Raw genomic sequence first — 17,616 nt, 5'->3', positions numbered from 1 at the left:
TTTTTTCCACTCTCTTTTTTTGATTAGTCATCAAGAAATTAATTAGTAATAAGGAGGGGTGTAAAAATGAGAAAAATGAATAAAAGTGAAAGAAATGCTGTTAAAGCAGGTTGGATTACTATTTGTAACTACATTGGTAATGGCTGGTGGCGTTGTGTAACGTATTATTAATCAGAATACTATAGTTGTTTGTTCCATTACGAATCAATGGTTAACTATTGATTTGTAATGGAATATTTGACTATAACTATTGAAATAGAGCGGATAAATCATAGGTACACAGTATTATTGTACGTATGATTTTTAATATTCTTAGGAGGTTCATAATGAAATACAGAAAGATCATGATGATAGTAGGGACAATGGCATTATTCGTAACAGGATGTAGTAAGCCTAATGATAATGAGGAGGCGCAAAATACGAAACAAAGTATTAATCAAAATACATCAAGTCAGCCCACAGAAAAAGTTAATGAAAGTACTGCAATTGAAAATGATTCTGATAATGTTGATATAGTAGAAATTGATGTAGATGAGTTATTGAAGAAGATGGATACATCGAAAGAAACAGTTTTCTTTGTTGGTAATTCGCAGAGCAGTGAATACCAAGTGGCATTGAAAGAAGCGAAATCAATTTGTTCAGAACTATCCATTGATTTGTATCAAACAGATTTAGGACAAGATACTTCTAAAAAAATTGCAAAAAAATATCAGGCAAATTTTAGTGGGGAATTAGCAGAACCTTATGACATACTAGCTTGTAATCAGGAAGGGAAGTTAACCCCATTGGAACCATTTGATGAAAGAATGCCAGCAGAAATTAGACGTAACTTATTTAAAGTCATGGTACAAGGGAAACAAATCGTAGATTAATAGTTTAAATTAATAAGATAATTCTTAATGAGTAATAAAAATTAAGAGATTAATTTACTGTCTGAAAGGGAAGTGTAAAGATGTATGCGCATAATATGCAAAATTCAATGAATGATTGTGGAATAGCAGTGGCACTTAGTTTACTTGATCAGTTAAAAATCAATCGAAAGAATTTTTCTCAAGTATATAATCAAGCCAAAATGAAAACAGAACAAGGTTTATCGATTCAAAATATGATGGATATATTTATTCGTTATGGTATTGAAACCGATGCGTATATAGTGGACGATATTACAGAACTAAAAAAAAAACAGTTCCCAATTATTGCAGTAATAGAGCAAGATGGAATGCCACACTATATTGTCATTCATCATTTTGAAGATGACAATATAATTATTTCAAATCCAAGTGAAAATCAAATTCAACAATTACCACTTGATGAGTTTATTTGTAGTTTTTCTAATAAAGTTATTTGCATAGAAAAAATAGAGAAGAAAAAAACAGTCAATACTTTTGCCCGTAATTTATATCAAGAAGTAATAAAAAAAGTGAGTATTACAACTAGAATCAAAATAGTTTCTTTTACAATTTTGAAGATGATATTTCCAATTTTTTCAGTTCTGGGACTCGACTATATTATCATGAATAAAACTGCTGAATTGAGTTTTAATAAAGTATATGCCATCATTTTAGCTTATGTACCGATAATGATTTTTTTTAAATTAGTAAATAGTAAAGTAGCCTTTTATAAGGTGAAACTCACAAACGAGGCACAAAAAAAGGTTTTAAAACATTATTATTTATCTGAGTCATCTGATATATCTTTTAATAAAAATACACCTCAAAAAACGGCCTATTTCTGGAATTTAATGACGGCAATTGCTGGAATTATTCAAAAGTATTATTTGGCAATCGATTTATTATATGGTGGGATATTATTAATAATATTATCTATAATAAGCCCTTATTGTGTCGTAATAATTTTATTTTGGTTGATAATTTTATACATAATTTCAATTAAAAAATCAGTTGAAATAAAAAATTTATATAATACGACATTAATTAATGCAAATACATTGTCAGCAACCTTTGAAGAAAATATTAGTTCAGCTGGTGATATTCATTCATTTGGAAAAGAAAATGAAGCGAACCATTTTTTTTATAAAAAAATGAATAAGTTTTTTTGTAGTAATATTGCATTAACAGAAAAGGAAACAAATATGAGTACCATTTTGGAAGTATTCAATTTGGCAATTTTACTTACTTACTTTCTATTGTTCTTTTATTTTTTTAAAACAGGAAACTTAGTATACTTACAAAATTTAGGAAACGGGTTATTGTTACTTTATTTAGTTTCATCAAGTTTTAAACCAATCTATTCGGATTGGATAGGATACAAAAAAAGTGAAAATGCGATTAATTATATTGAAAATGAACAGGAAATAGATACAAAAAAAACAAAAATTGAGCAAATTATTACAACGCTAACAATTGATAAGATTGAAATTAAAAATTTGTCATTTTCTTATGAGAATAAGACTATCTTTAAAGATGCCCATTTCACTTTTGAAAAAGGAAAATTATATGGGATTCATGGTCCAAACGGGAGTGGTAAGTCAACTCTGTTAAACGTTATTCTTGGGTATACCAAAGCAGATAATATAACAATTAGAGTTAATGAAAAATCATTTCCTACATTTTATCAAACGAACATTATCGATTATATCGCCTATTATTCAACTGATATGCATCTTTATCAAAATTCGGTTAAAAATAATATTGATTTTTCAGTATTTGGTGAAAAGGTCACAGATACTCATACTATTAATCCTCTACCTTTAAATTTAGCAGATGATTACGTTATTGTAGATGGCGGAAGTAATATTTCAGTTGGTCAGAAACAAAAAATACTATTAATGAGAACTTTATTAAGAGAAAAAGAGATTTATCTATTTGATGAACCAACGGGTAATTTAGATAAAGAAGCAATTCGAGAATTTAAAAAACAAGTAACTGGATTAAGAGATAAAATTGTAATAATTGTGACACACCAAAATGATTTATTAGAATATTGCGATGTTACTTATGGAATTAGTACAGGAGTGGTTACGAATGAATAGACCTACTATAGTAGGAGCGATTTGTACGCTATTTATTGTAGCTGCAGTCATTTTATTTATAACAGATAAAAAAGTTGAAAAAAATGAGTTTAGAGAAATAGCTGTCAATGAAGTTTCTTCAATGGGGAAAAACCGATCAGAATTTATCTATATTTTTAGTGAAGAATGCGCGGCTTGTGGTATTTATAAACCTATTCTAAAAAATGCAATTGTGGAAACAGATGCGGTAGTCTATCAAATGGATTTTTTGAGTGAAAAAAATAAAGAATTTTTATCAGAAAAGAATGTGGATTCAGTCCCTATTCTATTTGAAATCAAAAATGGAAAGATTGTTAATCGCTATGAAGGAGCGAGAGAGATATCTGAAACGATAAATATTTTAAAGTAAAACGTTTGGGTAATACATCAATTATTTAAGAGCAGTTATTCCAGTAAATAATTGATTGTATAAGTAAACAACTCTGAAACCTTAGCAATTAAGATCTATACTTGATATAAATCAACTATAGAAAAGGAAGATATCAAAATTGAAAAAACACTATGTAAAAAAAACAATTATACTAACGACTTTTTTATTCTGTATCTATGCAACGACTGGTTGTAAGGATAATAAAAAAGTAGCACAAACAAAATACGATGATATTACTATTTCAGCTACAGAACCGTTGTCATTTTCTGGAGTAGCTTGTTCCCAAAGAAAACAAGCGATTACTTTTAACTCACAATTTGGAGAGACGATTCGTTTGGAAAAAAATAACAAAGACGAAGTACTGAAAGGCGATTTAGTAGCAGCCTATTATAGTTTAGAAGTAAACAATAGCTTATTAGAACAAGAAGTAAAATGGCAAAAAAATCAGAATGAGACAAAAGAAATGGAAAAAGATACAGCTTCTAATAAAGAGAAACTTGAAAAACTAAATGAGGAAAAAAAAGATATTGAAAACCAAGTGAAAACGTTAAAAACATATGCAGTAGCTAAAATTTATGCTGATTTTGATGGAACAGTGGTACATGATGCAACTGCTACTGCAGAAAATGGACAACCCATAGCAGAAATATTCTCAAAAGATCAGTTAATTGAGATGAAAGCCACAGAGTATGATGTGAATAAGTTACATATTGGACAAGTGTTGCAAGTAAAGAATGTTAGTAGTGCAAAAAAAATGAGTGGAGAAATTATTGAAATAGCTTCATTTCCGGAAGATACAACAAGTAAAGTTTCAAGTTACAAAATAAAGATTAAATGCAACGAGTTTATAAAAAATGGCAATCATCTACAATTATTTTTAGAAATGTCGGAATTTAAAATCCCATTATCTAGTGTTATGGAAGATGAAGGAAAGCTTTATGTATACAAAATTGATGGAAAAAAAGCCAAAAAATCAGAAATTAATGGAGAAAAATCAGATAATTATTTTATAGTGACAAGTGGTTTGGAAGAAAAAGACAGAATAATCAAAAATGTTTCTAAATTATCTGAAAAGGAAGTGAAACTAACTGATGATTAAACTGTCTGAAATCAATAAGACATACACGCTCAATAATGAAAGTCAATCGTTCTATGTATTAAATGATATCAATTTGCATATAAAAAAAAATGAATTTACTGCTATTATGGGACCTAGTGGTTCTGGAAAGTCATCGTTAGTAAATATTATTAGTTTTTTAGATAAACAATTTTCGGGAAATTATTACTTTGAAGGAAAAGATATTCGTTCTTTTTCAGATAAATCACTCTCTCAATTACGAAATAAGAATGTAGGATTTGTTTTCCAGTCTTTTAATCTGATTGAAAATAATACGATTTATGAAAATGTAGAATTGCCCTTACTTTATAACGGTTTTTCACATAAAAATGCAAAGCCGATTGTCCTAGAACAATTGGACAAAGTTGGGTTATTGAATAAACAGGACCAATATCCAAATCAATTATCTGGTGGTCAAAAACAACGAGTTGCAATTGCAAGAGCATTGGCAAATAGTCCAAGTTTTATTGTTGCAGATGAACCTACAGGTGCTTTGGATAGCCAAACGTCAAATGACATTATGAGTTTATTTCAAGAATTGCATGACCAACATCACGTGACTATTTTGATGGTTACTCATGATAGTGAGGCTGCAAAATATTGTAATCGAGTAATTCTTGTAAAAGATGGTAGTGTGGTGGGGTGATTAGATGAAAGTAATTATTTTGATTGAATCTGCGATAAAGGCAATCCTTAAGAATGGGCGCAGAAGTGCATTAACCATTATTGGAATCATCGTTGGAATTGCTGCTGTTATTGCGATTGTTTCTGTAGGTCGAGGATATGAAAAATATTCATTAAAAAAAATGATAGATAGTGAGGATACGGAAAACAATACGGCTGTAATATCATTCATGCCATCAGAATCTAGTTTTAATGATAGTAATTTATCTTATTATAATGAGCAAGATCTAGAAAATATTGCGACTATTTTAGGTGTTTCAAAAGTAACATTTGAAGAGGAAAAACCGGATGAGATTTTTCGAGAGAAAAAAATTGTCGTTGGAAATGAAGAAGAACGAAAAAAAATTCAATTAATTGAAAGTGATGGTAAAGATGTATTGAAAGGAACCAAATTATCATCGTCTGATATTGGTAATAAGGTTGTCACAATCTCAACTAAATTGGTTGAACAGATGTTTGATGGAGATAAGAATAAAGCAATAGGTAATATTATTGAAATAGATAGTGAAAATTTTATAGTCAAAGGTGTTTTTTCCTCGTCAATATCCAATAGTGTATTTCTGGAAATGAATACGGAAACGTATAATGATTATTTTGATACATCAGATAAAAAAAATATCGAAATTACAGTTCCTACGAGTTATAGTCTAAACGATGTTTCAGATAAGGTACTTAAGTTACTCGATGAAAAAGGGAGTATGAAAGAATTGGGAAAATATCATGATTCAAGTAATGCTGCAGCAGCTGATGCTATGAGTTCAATTTTAAAAACCTTGACGCTGATTATTTCACTTATTGGAGGTATTTCTCTTTTCATTTCTGGTATAGGAGTAATGAATATGGTGTACACATCTATTTCTGAAAGAAATAAAGAAATTGGTATTCGACGAACGTTAGGCGCAACTGAGCAATCGATTCAAATACAATTTTTATTAGAGGGATTATTATTAACAGTATTTGGTGGAATTATTGGTTACTTAATAGGTTTAGCACTTGCAAAAGCTATTAGTTGGGTAATGAATTTTGAATTTTTCTTTGATCCATTTGTTGCATTGTTAGCAATAGGAATATCAGTAATCGTTGGATTAGTATTTAGTTATGTTCCATCAAGGAATGCTTCCAAAAAAGATGTTGTTGAATTAGTCAGATAAGAAAGGAACATTTAAGATGAAAATGAATAAAAAGAAAAAAATAATTATTAGTATTTTGAGTATTGTTATTGTTATTTCGGGAATAATTGGAGGTGGATTATTCTATTTAAGACATAAATATGGTGTAGATGAAGTATCAGGTAGTAATGTTAAGGTTTTTACAAATGAAGATGACTTTGAAAAATTCAAAGAAGAACAGGAAGAAAATGGTAATAAGATTATTATGGATGATAATTAATAGAAGGAGCGTTCGTAATGAGAAAGAAGTTGAAAAGTGTAACTCTATTAGGTTGTTTCCTATTTTTCATTTCATTATCTTATCTTTGTTGGAAGAATCATAATGAAGTAGCATATTTAAAAAAGTTATTAGTAGAAGAACAAACAAAATATCCACCTATTTATAACGTAATTGACTCTATGACGCTCAAAAATTTTGAAGATAAAATTGAGAAAAAAGAAGATGTAATTGTCTATGTTGGTCGTCCAAGTTGCTCTGACTGTACTAAATTTGAGCCAAAGTTTATTCAAATGTTAGAAAACAAAAAATTAACAAGTGATATTGTTTATTTAAATGTTGCTGAATTAAGGAAAAATGAACAAAAATGGGATGAATTTAAAGAAAAATTTGGAATAGAGTATACACCTACAATTGCAAGATTCAGTTTGGGAAAAATAGTTGATAAAGTAAATTGGACGCCTGAAAATGGAACAGATATAGATGAGTTTGATTACTTTTTATCAAAAATTTAGTGACATATTATTTAGTGACATATTATATTGAAAGAAAAAATAATCAATTAAAAAAGCGTTAACTCGAAAGATACCAAGTAATAAAAATTAAAGCCAAGGCTTCGTTCAGACTTTAGGCAAAAAGGAGCTGGTTTTGTTTACCAGCTCCTTTTAACTATTTTAAATAATAGTTGTCGTAGAAACAGTTCTAGTATATTCATTTGTAGATGAATATACTTCCTCATGTCCCTTTAGAAGCAGAACAATTGAGAGTGTAAAATAAACTGTGTAAGTAGCAAATTCTAGATAAGCTGCTTATACAGTTTTTCTTTTCGTGTAAAGGAAATTCAGATAAAATAATAATGAAAGGATGCGAGAATATGGCAAGACAGAAAAGAGACCCTAAAACTGTTGAATTAGCGAAAACCATTCTAGAAAGCTACAATCCAGAAAATGTCGATGACATGCAAGATGCTTTAAAAGATATTTTTGGTCCCTTGTTTGAACAAATGCTTCAAGGCGAAATGACACATCATTTAGGCTACGATATCCATTCAAAACAGGAGAAAGAAACGAACAATCGAAGAAATGGATTCGGTTCTAAGAAAGTAAAAACAAGCTTTGGAGAAGTTCCTATTGATGTACCTAGAGACAGAGAAGCCACGTTTGAACCAGAACTTATCAAAAAACGAGAACGTGATGTTTCGGCTATAGAATCAAAGATTTTATCCATGTATGCCAGAGGCATGTCTCAAAGAGATATTGCTCATACCATTGATGATATTTATGGATTCTCCATTTCTCACGAAATGATTTCTACAATCACCGATTCTGTTCTTCCAGAACTGGAGGAATGGCAAAATCGTCCTTTGGCGAAGTGTTACGCCTTTGTTTTTGTGGATTGTATGTATGTGACGTTAAGAGAAAATTATGAAGTCAAAGAATACGCTGTTTATACAATTCTTGGCTATGATTTAAAAGGGAAAAAAGATATTTTAGGGTTGTGGTTGAATGAAACTGAGAGTAAAAATCGCTGGATGCAGATTTTTGATGAATTGAAATCTCGCGGTGTACAGGACATTTTCTTTATGTCTATGGATGGTGTTTCTGGTCTTGAAGATGGCGCAAAATCTATTTTTCCAAAGGTGATCGTCCAACGTTGTATCGTCCATTTAGTGCGTAATGCGCTTCGGTATGTTCCGTATAAAGACTACAAGGAATTTTCTCGGGAAATGAAAAAGTTTTATGGTGCTCCTTCATTAAAAGCTTGTCAAAGTGCTTTTGATGCCTTTCAAAAACGTTGGTCACACTACTCAGGTGCAGTAGAGGTTTGGAAACGAAATTTTTCTCATGTAGAACAACTTTATGATTATGGCAGCGCAGTACGTAAAATTATGTACACAACAAATGCCGTTGAAAGTATTCATTCCAGCTTTAGAAAAGTAACTAAAAAAGGCGCATTTCCAAATGAAACGGCTCCTTTGAAGCTTCTTTATCTACGAGTAATAGAATTGGAAAAGAAATGGACAGCTGGGTTTATTCCCAATTGGCCGATGGTCTTAAATCAATTAATGGCGAATGAGCAGTTTTCTGAGCGCATCAACACCTATAGCTTATATATTTCCTAGTCACTAAGGAACTAAAAAAGAACATCAAATTTTCCTTTTTTTGGTAAGGTTTCTTTTTTATACCCTTTTGACCAAAGGTTATTTAGGAATGGCTTAATGTTCTTTTTCATTCTTTTATTTGTCAGTTATACACTTTACTTGACAAACCCGAACAATTTGGACATTTGTACATATCTCCAGAATTAATACTTCTACAATAAGGGCATTGCCAATCTGGTTTTTCTCCTTTAGAATGCTTATTTTCTAAATCTTTTTTCAGTTTTTCTGTTTTCAATTTATTTTGTTTATATTCGATTTGTTTTTGTCTTGCTGTAGCATTCAACTGTTTCTGTTCAAGATTACTTTCTTTCACAATAAGAGCTTGTTCTTCTCTCATTTCTGCTCGAGATTTTTTTGATTCAGAAGAAAGAGAGAAGAGCCAAATTACTAATAGTAACCCGCATCCTATTGAAGTAGATACAGGATACGCTTTAAACAAATTGATCACTACTCCAATCAAAAAAAGGGCAATCCAACCCCCACAACTTGAAGACTTCTTCTATTTACTCAATTGAAATTCCCTACCTCCGTATATATTTTATTTTAGATTCAGTAAACTCCCAATATTGTAACATAATATTAACTTATAAAATATCTAAAAATTAACGTTGATTTTAAGGTTACCATATTTCTTATTACAAATAAATTTTCAGATTAAGTATCTTGATTTGTACAGGTATTTTGCTTTATTTTTGGCAAAGATTTGGTATTCTTTATTAAAACTATAGACGATATACTAAAGGCAGATAAGGATGATGAAAATGAATACACGAATGATTTTTATTGGTAAATCTCTAATAGAAATGTATCCGTTAACAGTTAAGGAGGTAGCCAAAAAGTTTAATGTATCTGAACGAACGGTAAGAAATGATATTTTTTTATTAAATGAAAAAGTCACTCAAGTAAATGGATGTAAAGGATTTATTCGTATCAGCAATGGCACAATGAAACCATTAACTTATGAAGAAATTGATTTGCTTAAATCACTTTATTTAACAACATTGAATCACCAATTTATTTCCCAAGAACAGAGAAAAGTACTTATTTTATTTCGTTTGTTGGTTCAAGGAGAACGTCTAAGTTTTCAAAATCTATCTGAGCAGTATTTTGTGTCAAAAAGTTCAATTGCAAATGATATACAAGAGATTAAATTTATTTTTGCGAAAGAAAATTTGAGGCTTACTTCTAATAAACAGGGAACGTATTTTAAAGGAACTGAAAGTGAGATTCAGCAACTAATCAAACGAATTTTGATTGATCATTGTTTTATTAATGGACAATTCATTTTTACTGGTAATTATGCTTGTTTTGGAAAATGGCTGAATGAAGAATTAGTCACTCAAGTTTGTTTCAGTTTGAAGGAAAGTTTAAAGAAAAGAGAGTTGCTTGTTTCGGAAAACTATTTAGCAATTATTTCGATAAGTATTGCGATTTTAGTTCGCAGGAGTTATGACTGTAATAAGATAGACTACGAGTGTAATCCATCGTTAGCCGATCAGCTGATAGAACTAGAACCGTATCCAATTACGTTTGAATTAGTGGAAGAGCTTGCGCAAATAATTAGTTACCAATTCAATGAGCAGGAAATACGATATATCAATCAATTATTTTTAGGTATGGGAATCCGAACCTTTGTCAGAAAAACACCTTATCCTAAAACATTTACTACACAAATTTCAATTTTGATAGAGAATGTAGGAAAGAGTATTGGGTTGTCGCTAATATCTGATATGAAATTGCAAAAAGATTTATGCAATCACATGTATCAATTAATTTATCGGCTACAATCAAGTACGAGAATCACGAATCCTTTACTGAGTGAAATAAAAAATCGCTATGCACTTCTATATTCAGTTGTCTGGTTTTCATTGAATGATTTTCGGGATTTTTTTAAGTTTGAACTTTCTGAAGAAGAGGTCTCTTTTATCGTAGTACATTTTCAAGCAGCTATTGAACGGAATAAAGAGTTAAAGAAAGTGCTATTTGTTTGTCCTAATGGAGTGGGAACCAGTTCGTTAATTCGTTCAAAAATTAAACGCATATTACCAATTATTTTGAGTTATGAGACGATATCGTTGAAGAAAATGAATACAGTTGATTTTTCACGAGTTGATTTTATTATTTCAACAACGCCAATCCCAAATGCACCGGTTCCTATTCTTAACGTATCTCCAATGATGACGAAACAAGATATGAAAAATCTTACTGCTTTCTATATTGATTTAGTATTTGAAGAAGATAATTTCAATAAATCAGTAAGTGTTAAAGATCAAGCGTTAGTTATGGATTCATTCATCAAAGAAAATGTGTTTTTTTCAGATATCAAAGGTAAAAATAATGCAATCGAATTTTTATTAAATCAAGCAGAGAAAAATGATTTAATTACTGATTCGTTTAAGGATTCAGTTTGGAACAGGGAAAAATTATCATCGACGTATCTAGTTGATCGAGTCGCACTTCCGCATGGGAATCCTGCTCATGTCAAAGAAAGTTTTGTTTCAATTTTAATCTTAAACAAAGAAATTAATTGGGATCAAGAAAAAGTAGATATGTTGATTTTACTAGGTATTAAAGAGAGTGATATTCACCATTCTGAAAAGATTATGGAGTTTTTACTAGCTAGTATTGAGAAGAAAAAAGAATTTATTCAATTTTTAAAAAGGAGATGAGTCAATGTCCGAAGTGAGAGAGTTGTTGATTGATTCACATATTATGACGGGAATTTCAATTAACGAGTGGGAAGAAGCCGTAAAAAGGGCTTGTTATCCATTAGAAAAAGAACGTAAAATTACTGAATTGTATACTGAGAATATCATTAAGAGTGTAAATGAAAATGGACCATATATGGTGTTGACGGACTACTTTGCTTTAATGCATGCGGCGCCAGGCGAAGGAGTAAATCAACTTTCCATGAGCTTGTTAGTTGCAGATCAAGTTGTAGATATGAAGGGCAAAGCAGTGAAAATCTTTTTAATTTTAGCTTCTCCGGATTCAACAAGTCATATTGAAAGTTTACAGAGCATTACCGAAATATTAATGGATGAAACAAAATTTGAAACGATTTTGAATGGGAATAAAGAAGAAATTATTAATATACTATAAAACTAGAAAAGAGGAAACAAAATGAAAATTTTAGCCGTTTGTGGATTTGGTGTTGGAAGTTCAATGGTTTTAAAAATGACGATTGAAAAAGTTGTCAAAGAATTAGGAATTACTGCAGAGGTTGAAAATACGGATCTTTCTACTGCAAAATCAATGCATGCGGATGTCTATTTCACAAGTGCAGAATTATTGAATGAACTTCAAGGAGCCGTGTCAGCACCCGTTTACCCTGTCAAAAAGTATATGGATAAAGTAGAAGTCAAAGAGCAAGTTGAAAAGTTTTTAGCAGAAAAATAGGGGGAATCCAAGATGGACTTTATTACTAATAATATTTTAAGAAATCCACCGATTTTGTTAGGTTTAATTGCGATGTTAGGGCTGATTATTCAAAAGAAATCTGTTTCCGATGTAATTAAAGGAACGCTAAGTGCAGCGTTTGGGATGATTATTTTAAATGCTGGAGTTGATATGTTAGTTGGTGTCATTGCACCAATTAATACGGCTTTTCAAGAAAGTATTGGTGCAAATGTTGCTGAAGGATTAAATGATGTGACATTTACCGCAGAGTATGGAGGGACTGTTGGATTGGCAATGTTCCTAGGACTCATTATTCATTTATTAATTGCTCGTTTTACGCCTGTCAAAACAGTCTTTTTAACGGGACATATGTTATGGTGGTTTCCCTTTGTTTTTATTGCAGGAGGAGTGGAAGCTGGACTTCAAGGAACTGTTTTGATCGTATTTGGAGCTATTTTATCAGCCCTTTACTGGTCTTTGATGCCGTGGATTATGCGTAAATATGTCTGGGCAGCAACAGGAGATGATTCTTTTCTAATTGGTCATCCAACAGGAATTTTAAGCTTAATTTCTGGATTTGTTGCAAAACGAGTGGGGAATAAAGAGAAGTCAACCGAAGATTTGAATGTTCCTGAAAAATTGTCTTTTTTTAGAGAAATATCTGTAACAGGAGCTATTGTAATGGTTCTTATGTATGTTGTCATTTCTTTTATAACACCAACGTTGGTTCCAGAAGGTGAAAGTATTCTTATGACTGCGTTCAATGCAGGACTAAAATTTGGAGCTGGCTTACTAGTGATGTTGTATGGGGTTCGTCTACTGATTAATCAAATTGTGCCTGCCTTCCAAGGGATTTCAGAAAAATTAATTCCAAACGCGAAACCTGCTTTCGATGCGCCAATCTTATTTAATTATCGTCCAAATGCTGTCATTATTGGGTTTATTACTGCAATGATTACCTCAACAATCTTCATCATTATCGCAAATACGTTTAATGTATTTGGTGTAATGCTGATCCCATTAGTGATTACTTGCTTTTTCGAGTGTGGTTGTGCCGCAGTGATTGGCGAAGGGCAAGGTGGGTTACGTGGGTCAATAATTGGGACAATTGTTGCTTCAGTTGTGATGGTTATTTTAGTAGGAATTTCAGCGGCAATGTTTAGCGGAACGATTCAAAGCTGGTTATTGATTTTTGGAGGAAATGATTTATCTTTATTCGGCATTCTTGCAAAACTATTAGGACAACTTTTTGCCTAGGAGGGAAATAAATGTTTCAATATTTTGATAAAATCAAAGAAAAGCTAGATATCGTTGAGATAGAGGAGAAAGAAACCATTACTCAAGCGAGTTCGATGCTTACCAAAGCGATACAAGAAAAAAATGCAATTTATATTTTTGGAGCTAGTCATGCAGGAATTTTAGTTCAAGAAATGTTTTATCGGGCTGGTGGTTTGATGCCAATCAATCCAATTTTTGGGCGAGAGATCATGTTAGATAATGAACCAATCACGCTGACAAGTCAGATGGAACGGCTAGACGGATATGGAACAGTACTTGCCAAAAAAGTATCTTTTAAGAAAGATGATGTATTAATCTTGCATTCAGTATCAGGTCGAAATCCTATTATTATCGATTTGGCATTAGAAGCAAAAAAACACCAAGTTAAACTAATTGGGTTAACGAATCTTGCTTACTCTAAAACAGTGGATTCTCGTCATTTTAGTAAAAAAAGGTTGTTTGAGCTATGTGATGTAGTAATCGATAATCATGGGGAAATTGGAGACGCAATGTGTACAATCGATGGTTTAGAGCAAAAAGTAGCCCCATCCTCAACAGTGATTGGTGCAACAATCTTGAATACGATAGTTACAGAAGTTTGTCAGCAATTAGTGAATCAAGGAATGACACAACCGCCAATTTTCTATAGTGCCAATATTGATGGTGGCGATCAATTAAATGAAGAGCTCTATCAAGAATATAAGAAAATCATTCATTATAAATTTTAGAGAAATTGTCAGCAGTATTGGGTTAGGAATATTTAGTAAAATGAATACAGAGATTTTCTAGAAATTACAGTACGTGTTTAGAATCGAAAGAAACGTATTCGAGTGACCAACTTGAAGAAAATGAGGTTGGGTCAAAAGCGGTTAGCTCCGAGAACCAAGTAGGTACGATGCATCATCGAATCACTACGTTCTTCGTGATTTATCGCAATAAGTATGAGCAAGAATAAGAGACAACGTCAAAATTCAATAAATAACAAAATAGAGAGTTATATCGTAAAAAAATTAATTCTTTTCAATTAAAAAAAGCTAGAATAACCAAAAATTGGAATTCTAGCTTTTTGAATATCATCAGTGAATTACATTTTCTCATAAGAAATAATATATGAACCCATCAAATTTTCAACTTTTTTTACTTTTACAACCAATTCATCCCCATTTTTAACTTTTGGATTTTCTGATGAAATAAAGTTTAGATGTTCACCTGCTTGAATGGTAAAACCCAAAGTACCATCTGGGACATATTCTAAAACTTTAATTTTTACCGTTTTTCCATCTACATCTTTTCCATCATTTAATGCCGTTTCAAATTCAGATTCTGTATAGTCTGATTTAACTGAATTGTTAGAACCACAAGCAACTAAGAAAATCATAATAAATACAGTCATTAACCCAAACATAGTTTTTTTCATAAAATTAAATCCCCCAACTTTTAATTTTTTACAGAGATATTCGTTGTTATTTTTTTAATATCTTTCTCTAATTATAACATGTTTTACGGTAGTTAATCATTATTGATTATCAAAATTCACTATTTATAAGTTTTGTAATTTAACCTATTTCAAATAATTTATTTATTAATTTCAGACAATAGGTTATAATTTTATTTAGATGGATTTTGAGAGATGGGAGAATAATAGGGAGGGGGAAGAAGTAGTGGATTGGAATGCTTTTTTTACAATGATAAAACCATTATTTGAAAGTAAAGTAATGTTGGCCTTACTGGCATTTATAGTGTTGAATTATATCTATAGGATTATTTGCTTTTTTATTGAAAGAAATAAAAATTATGAATTAAGTGAGATTGATGGAATGTCAGGTGAAAAGTTTGAATATTTTTTCGCCAATTTATTAAGAAAATCAAATTTTCAAAAGGTAAAAGTCACTCAGTATCAGGGAGATCAAGGGATTGATGTTTTGGCGCTTAACAATAATCAAAAAATCGGTTATCAATGTAAAAGATACAAAAAGAATGTTGGTAATAAAGCGATTCAAGAAGCGCATGCGGGGAAAAGTTTTTATGATTTAGACGAGGTTTATGTCGTTACCAATAGTTACTTCACAAAACCAGCTAAAGAACTAGCATTTAAAACCGGTGTCCATCTAATTGATCGTGACGAATTGTATAAAATGATAAAAAAACAACAGCGAGAAGGATAACAAAATCTTTAGCTGTTGTTTTTTACTTTTTAGTTCATCCGAAATAGTTGATTTAATTCAATCAATTGTTGAATCAACGAACTATAATTAGGATCGGCAATATCTTTTGTAACCGAATCATAAACTTTTTTTGAAAGACAAGGTAACTCTTGTTGAACAGCTAGACCAGCTTCAGTCAACTCAATCACTAATTGACGTTCATCTTGATTCGCACGTGTTCGCTGGATCAAGCCTTGTTTTTCTAATTTTTTTAATAATGGACTTAATGTACCTGAGTCTAAAAAAAGATATTCCCCTAGTTGTTTGACTGAAATGCCATCGTAGATAGCTCTTAAAGCGATAAAGCCAGTATAAGTTAAATGATAGTTATCTAAAAAAGGTTTGTAGGCACGAATGATTTCTTTTGAGGCAACATATAATTGAAAACATAATTCATTCTGCAGGGGATGTTCGTTGATTGTCATTTCTTATCATCCTTTCGATTACCTTTATTAAGTGTATCAAAATCAAATAAATTGTCAAACACAACTAAATTGTATACAATCTAATTGTGTTCAAATATAAATGCTGGAAAAGAAAGAAGGAATTGAAGTGAAAAAAATATTTTCAACGAAAATGATCAATACTGGTGGACGTAATGGAGAGGTTCATTCTCCCGATAATCAATTTAGACTGACTATTGTTCCACCAGGTCGTAAAGAAGAAAATGCAACGAATCCTGAACAACTTTTTGCGGCAGGGTACAGTGCTTGTTTCAATAGCGCATTAGATTATGTAAAACAACAGGCGAAAGTTGAGGGTGCTTCTACGATTGAAGTGATTGTATCTTTATATAATTTAAGTCAAACAGAATTACCAGATGTTCAGTTAGGAGTAGAAATCGAAGGACATATCGAAGGGATTTCTTTAGAGCAAAGTCAAGAACTACTAGAATTAGCGCATCAAACATGCCCGTATTCACGCGCAACGAAAGGAAACATTGATGTAAGTGTCAAAGCAATTTAGGAACGATTTGAAAGGAAGAAATGATTATGACAAAAACAAAAGCAGTAGTGATTAATCACTATGGTGGCAAAGAACAATTGGTTGAAGAACTAATTACCTTGCCTGAATTAAAAGCAAATCAAGTATTGGTTCGTGTGAAAGCAACTTCTGTAAATCCAATCGACTGGAAGTTACGTGAAGGTTATTTACAACAAATGATGCCATGGACATTTCCTATTGTTTTAGGGTGGGATGTAGCCGGGATTATCGAACAAGTAGGTTCAGAAGTAACAAATTGGCAAGTAGGCGATCGAATCGTTGCTAGACCTGACACAACAAAATTTGGAACCTATGCTGAATTTACAATTGTTGATGAGCACTTGCTAGCTCCTTTATCCGAAAAAATAAATTTTGATGAAGCGGCGGCTTTACCATTAGCTGGTTTAACAGCATACCAAGCATTATTTACGCATGGACAGTTGACTAAAGGGCAAAAAGTGTTGATTCATGCTGGAGCAGGTGGCGTTGGAACCTATGCGATTCAATTAGCAAAAAATGCTGGTGCAACTGTTTATACAACAGCTAGTGAAAAAAATCATGACTTATTAAAACGATTAGGTGCGGATGAAGTGATTGATTATCATACAACTGATTTTGCAACTGTTTTGCACGATATTGATCTTGTGATTGATACAATGGGTGGCGAAATTCAACGGAAAAGTTTTACAGTGTTAAAATCTGGCGGACGGTTGATCAGTATTTTATCGATTGAAGAAGATCCGATAATCAAAGAAAAAGGGATTCATGCTGAAGCGATTTGGCTACAACCAAATGGAGAAGAACTAACTACTTTGGTTCAGTTAATGGCTGAAGGTAAACTAGAAAGTGTAATTGGTGCGGAATTTCCGTTAACGCAAGCGGGTGTCTTTTCAGCTCATGAATTAAGTGAAACTCATCATGCTGTTGGAAAAATTGTTTTAGTTGCTGAATAAAAAAAGTACTAACATAAAAAAGAAACGCTTGGAAATTTTCTAGTTTTCA

At 31.5% G+C, this 17,616-nt stretch carries 20 protein-coding genes; 17 read left to right on the top strand and 3 right to left on the bottom strand.

All coding sequences use genetic code 11. From position 1 onward, the window contains the following. Positions 1–326: 326 nt before the first annotated feature. The 9 genes from ACYSNW_RS13525 (at position 327) to ACYSNW_RS13485 (ending at position 8,710) form a co-directional block, all read left to right on the top strand. Complete coding sequence (locus tag ACYSNW_RS13525; RefSeq protein WP_461745327.1) at positions 327–872, top strand: hypothetical protein; 546 nt, start codon at positions 327–329, stop codon at positions 870–872. Positions 873–967: 95 nt separating this feature from the next. Further along, the gene (locus ACYSNW_RS13520; RefSeq protein WP_461745325.1) at positions 968–2,992 is read left to right on the top strand and encodes an ATP-binding cassette domain-containing protein; all 2,025 of its coding nucleotides are present in this window, start codon (positions 968–970) and stop codon (positions 2,990–2,992) included. Then, positions 2,985–3,380 (top strand): thioredoxin family protein, encoded by a 396-nt coding sequence (locus tag ACYSNW_RS13515; protein WP_461745323.1) that lies wholly within the window; start codon positions 2,985–2,987, stop codon positions 3,378–3,380. Before ACYSNW_RS13520 ends, ACYSNW_RS13515 begins: the two co-directional genes overlap by 8 nt. A gap of 139 nt (positions 3,381–3,519) precedes the next feature. Then, complete coding sequence (locus ACYSNW_RS13510) at positions 3,520–4,500, top strand: efflux RND transporter periplasmic adaptor subunit (protein WP_461745321.1); 981 nt, start codon at positions 3,520–3,522, stop codon at positions 4,498–4,500. Continuing rightward, positions 4,493–5,164 carry an ABC transporter ATP-binding protein gene (locus tag ACYSNW_RS13505; protein WP_461745319.1) on the top strand — a complete coding sequence of 224 codons (672 nt, stop codon included), beginning with the start codon at positions 4,493–4,495 and terminating at the stop codon, positions 5,162–5,164. The genes ACYSNW_RS13510 and ACYSNW_RS13505 overlap by 8 nt, the downstream gene beginning before the upstream one ends. Positions 5,165–5,168: 4 nt before the next feature. Next, positions 5,169–6,353 (top strand): ABC transporter permease, encoded by a 1,185-nt coding sequence (locus ACYSNW_RS13500; protein WP_461745317.1) that lies wholly within the window; start codon positions 5,169–5,171, stop codon positions 6,351–6,353. Between the two features lie 16 nt (positions 6,354–6,369). Beyond that, positions 6,370–6,591 carry a hypothetical protein gene (locus tag ACYSNW_RS13495; RefSeq protein WP_461745316.1) on the top strand — a complete coding sequence of 74 codons (222 nt, stop codon included), beginning with the start codon at positions 6,370–6,372 and terminating at the stop codon, positions 6,589–6,591. A gap of 17 nt (positions 6,592–6,608) precedes the next feature. After that, the gene (locus ACYSNW_RS13490) at positions 6,609–7,103 is read left to right on the top strand and encodes a thioredoxin family protein (RefSeq protein ID WP_461745314.1); all 495 of its coding nucleotides are present in this window, start codon (positions 6,609–6,611) and stop codon (positions 7,101–7,103) included. A 359-nt stretch (positions 7,104–7,462) separates the two neighbouring features. Further along, positions 7,463–8,710 (top strand): IS256 family transposase, encoded by a 1,248-nt coding sequence (locus ACYSNW_RS13485; protein WP_461745312.1) that lies wholly within the window; start codon positions 7,463–7,465, stop codon positions 8,708–8,710. A gap of 121 nt (positions 8,711–8,831) precedes the next feature. Here the strand turns inward: ACYSNW_RS13485 and ACYSNW_RS13480 are convergent, their stop codons facing one another. After that, positions 8,832–9,209 carry a hypothetical protein gene (locus ACYSNW_RS13480; RefSeq protein WP_461745310.1) on the bottom strand — a complete coding sequence of 126 codons (378 nt, stop codon included), beginning with the start codon at positions 9,207–9,209 and terminating at the stop codon, positions 8,832–8,834. A gap of 301 nt (positions 9,210–9,510) precedes the next feature. Between ACYSNW_RS13480 and ACYSNW_RS13475 the strand changes: the two genes are divergently transcribed. From ACYSNW_RS13475 to ACYSNW_RS13455, 5 genes are read left to right on the top strand one after another with little or no spacing between them, the layout of a single operon-like run. Continuing rightward, positions 9,511–11,418 carry a BglG family transcription antiterminator gene (locus ACYSNW_RS13475; RefSeq protein WP_461745309.1) on the top strand — a complete coding sequence of 636 codons (1,908 nt, stop codon included), beginning with the start codon at positions 9,511–9,513 and terminating at the stop codon, positions 11,416–11,418. A gap of 4 nt (positions 11,419–11,422) precedes the next feature. Continuing rightward, positions 11,423–11,851: a PTS sugar transporter subunit IIA gene (locus tag ACYSNW_RS13470; RefSeq protein WP_461745307.1), complete on the top strand. Its 429-nt coding sequence runs from the start codon at positions 11,423–11,425 to the stop codon at positions 11,849–11,851. A gap of 21 nt (positions 11,852–11,872) precedes the next feature. Beyond that, complete coding sequence (locus ACYSNW_RS13465) at positions 11,873–12,148, top strand: PTS sugar transporter subunit IIB (protein ID WP_461745305.1); 276 nt, start codon at positions 11,873–11,875, stop codon at positions 12,146–12,148. Between the two features lie 12 nt (positions 12,149–12,160). Next, a complete protein-coding gene (locus ACYSNW_RS13460; RefSeq protein WP_461745304.1) occupies positions 12,161–13,405 on the top strand; it encodes a PTS ascorbate transporter subunit IIC in 1,245 nt (414 codons plus the stop codon). 11 nt (positions 13,406–13,416) lie between these two features. Further along, complete coding sequence (locus tag ACYSNW_RS13455; RefSeq protein WP_461745303.1) at positions 13,417–14,154, top strand: sugar isomerase domain-containing protein; 738 nt, start codon at positions 13,417–13,419, stop codon at positions 14,152–14,154. A gap of 356 nt (positions 14,155–14,510) precedes the next feature. Here the strand turns inward: ACYSNW_RS13455 and ACYSNW_RS13450 are convergent, their stop codons facing one another. Then, the gene (locus ACYSNW_RS13450) at positions 14,511–14,843 is read right to left on the bottom strand and encodes a hypothetical protein (protein ID WP_461745301.1); all 333 of its coding nucleotides are present in this window, start codon (positions 14,841–14,843) and stop codon (positions 14,511–14,513) included. Positions 14,844–15,087: 244 nt separating this feature from the next. Here ACYSNW_RS13450 and ACYSNW_RS13445 point away from each other — a divergent pair, with 244 nt between their 5' ends. Next, complete coding sequence (locus ACYSNW_RS13445; RefSeq protein WP_461745299.1) at positions 15,088–15,591, top strand: restriction endonuclease; 504 nt, start codon at positions 15,088–15,090, stop codon at positions 15,589–15,591. A gap of 29 nt (positions 15,592–15,620) precedes the next feature. Here the strand turns inward: ACYSNW_RS13445 and ACYSNW_RS13440 are convergent, their stop codons facing one another. Next, positions 15,621–16,049: a MarR family winged helix-turn-helix transcriptional regulator gene (locus ACYSNW_RS13440; RefSeq protein ID WP_461745405.1), complete on the bottom strand. Its 429-nt coding sequence runs from the start codon at positions 16,047–16,049 to the stop codon at positions 15,621–15,623. 133 nt (positions 16,050–16,182) lie between these two features. Between ACYSNW_RS13440 and ACYSNW_RS13435 the strand changes: the two genes are divergently transcribed. Continuing rightward, entirely contained in the window at positions 16,183–16,596 is a 414-nt protein-coding gene (locus tag ACYSNW_RS13435) for an Ohr family peroxiredoxin (protein ID WP_461745297.1), read from the top strand. Positions 16,597–16,622: 26 nt separating this feature from the next. Beyond that, positions 16,623–17,567: an NADP-dependent oxidoreductase gene (locus ACYSNW_RS13430; protein WP_461745296.1), complete on the top strand. Its 945-nt coding sequence runs from the start codon at positions 16,623–16,625 to the stop codon at positions 17,565–17,567. The last annotated feature ends 49 nt before the right edge of the window (positions 17,568–17,616 follow it).

The sequence above is a fragment of the Enterococcus sp. LJL99 genome, from assembly GCF_054871725.1.
This window is presented reverse-complemented; position numbering and strand designations above follow the sequence as displayed.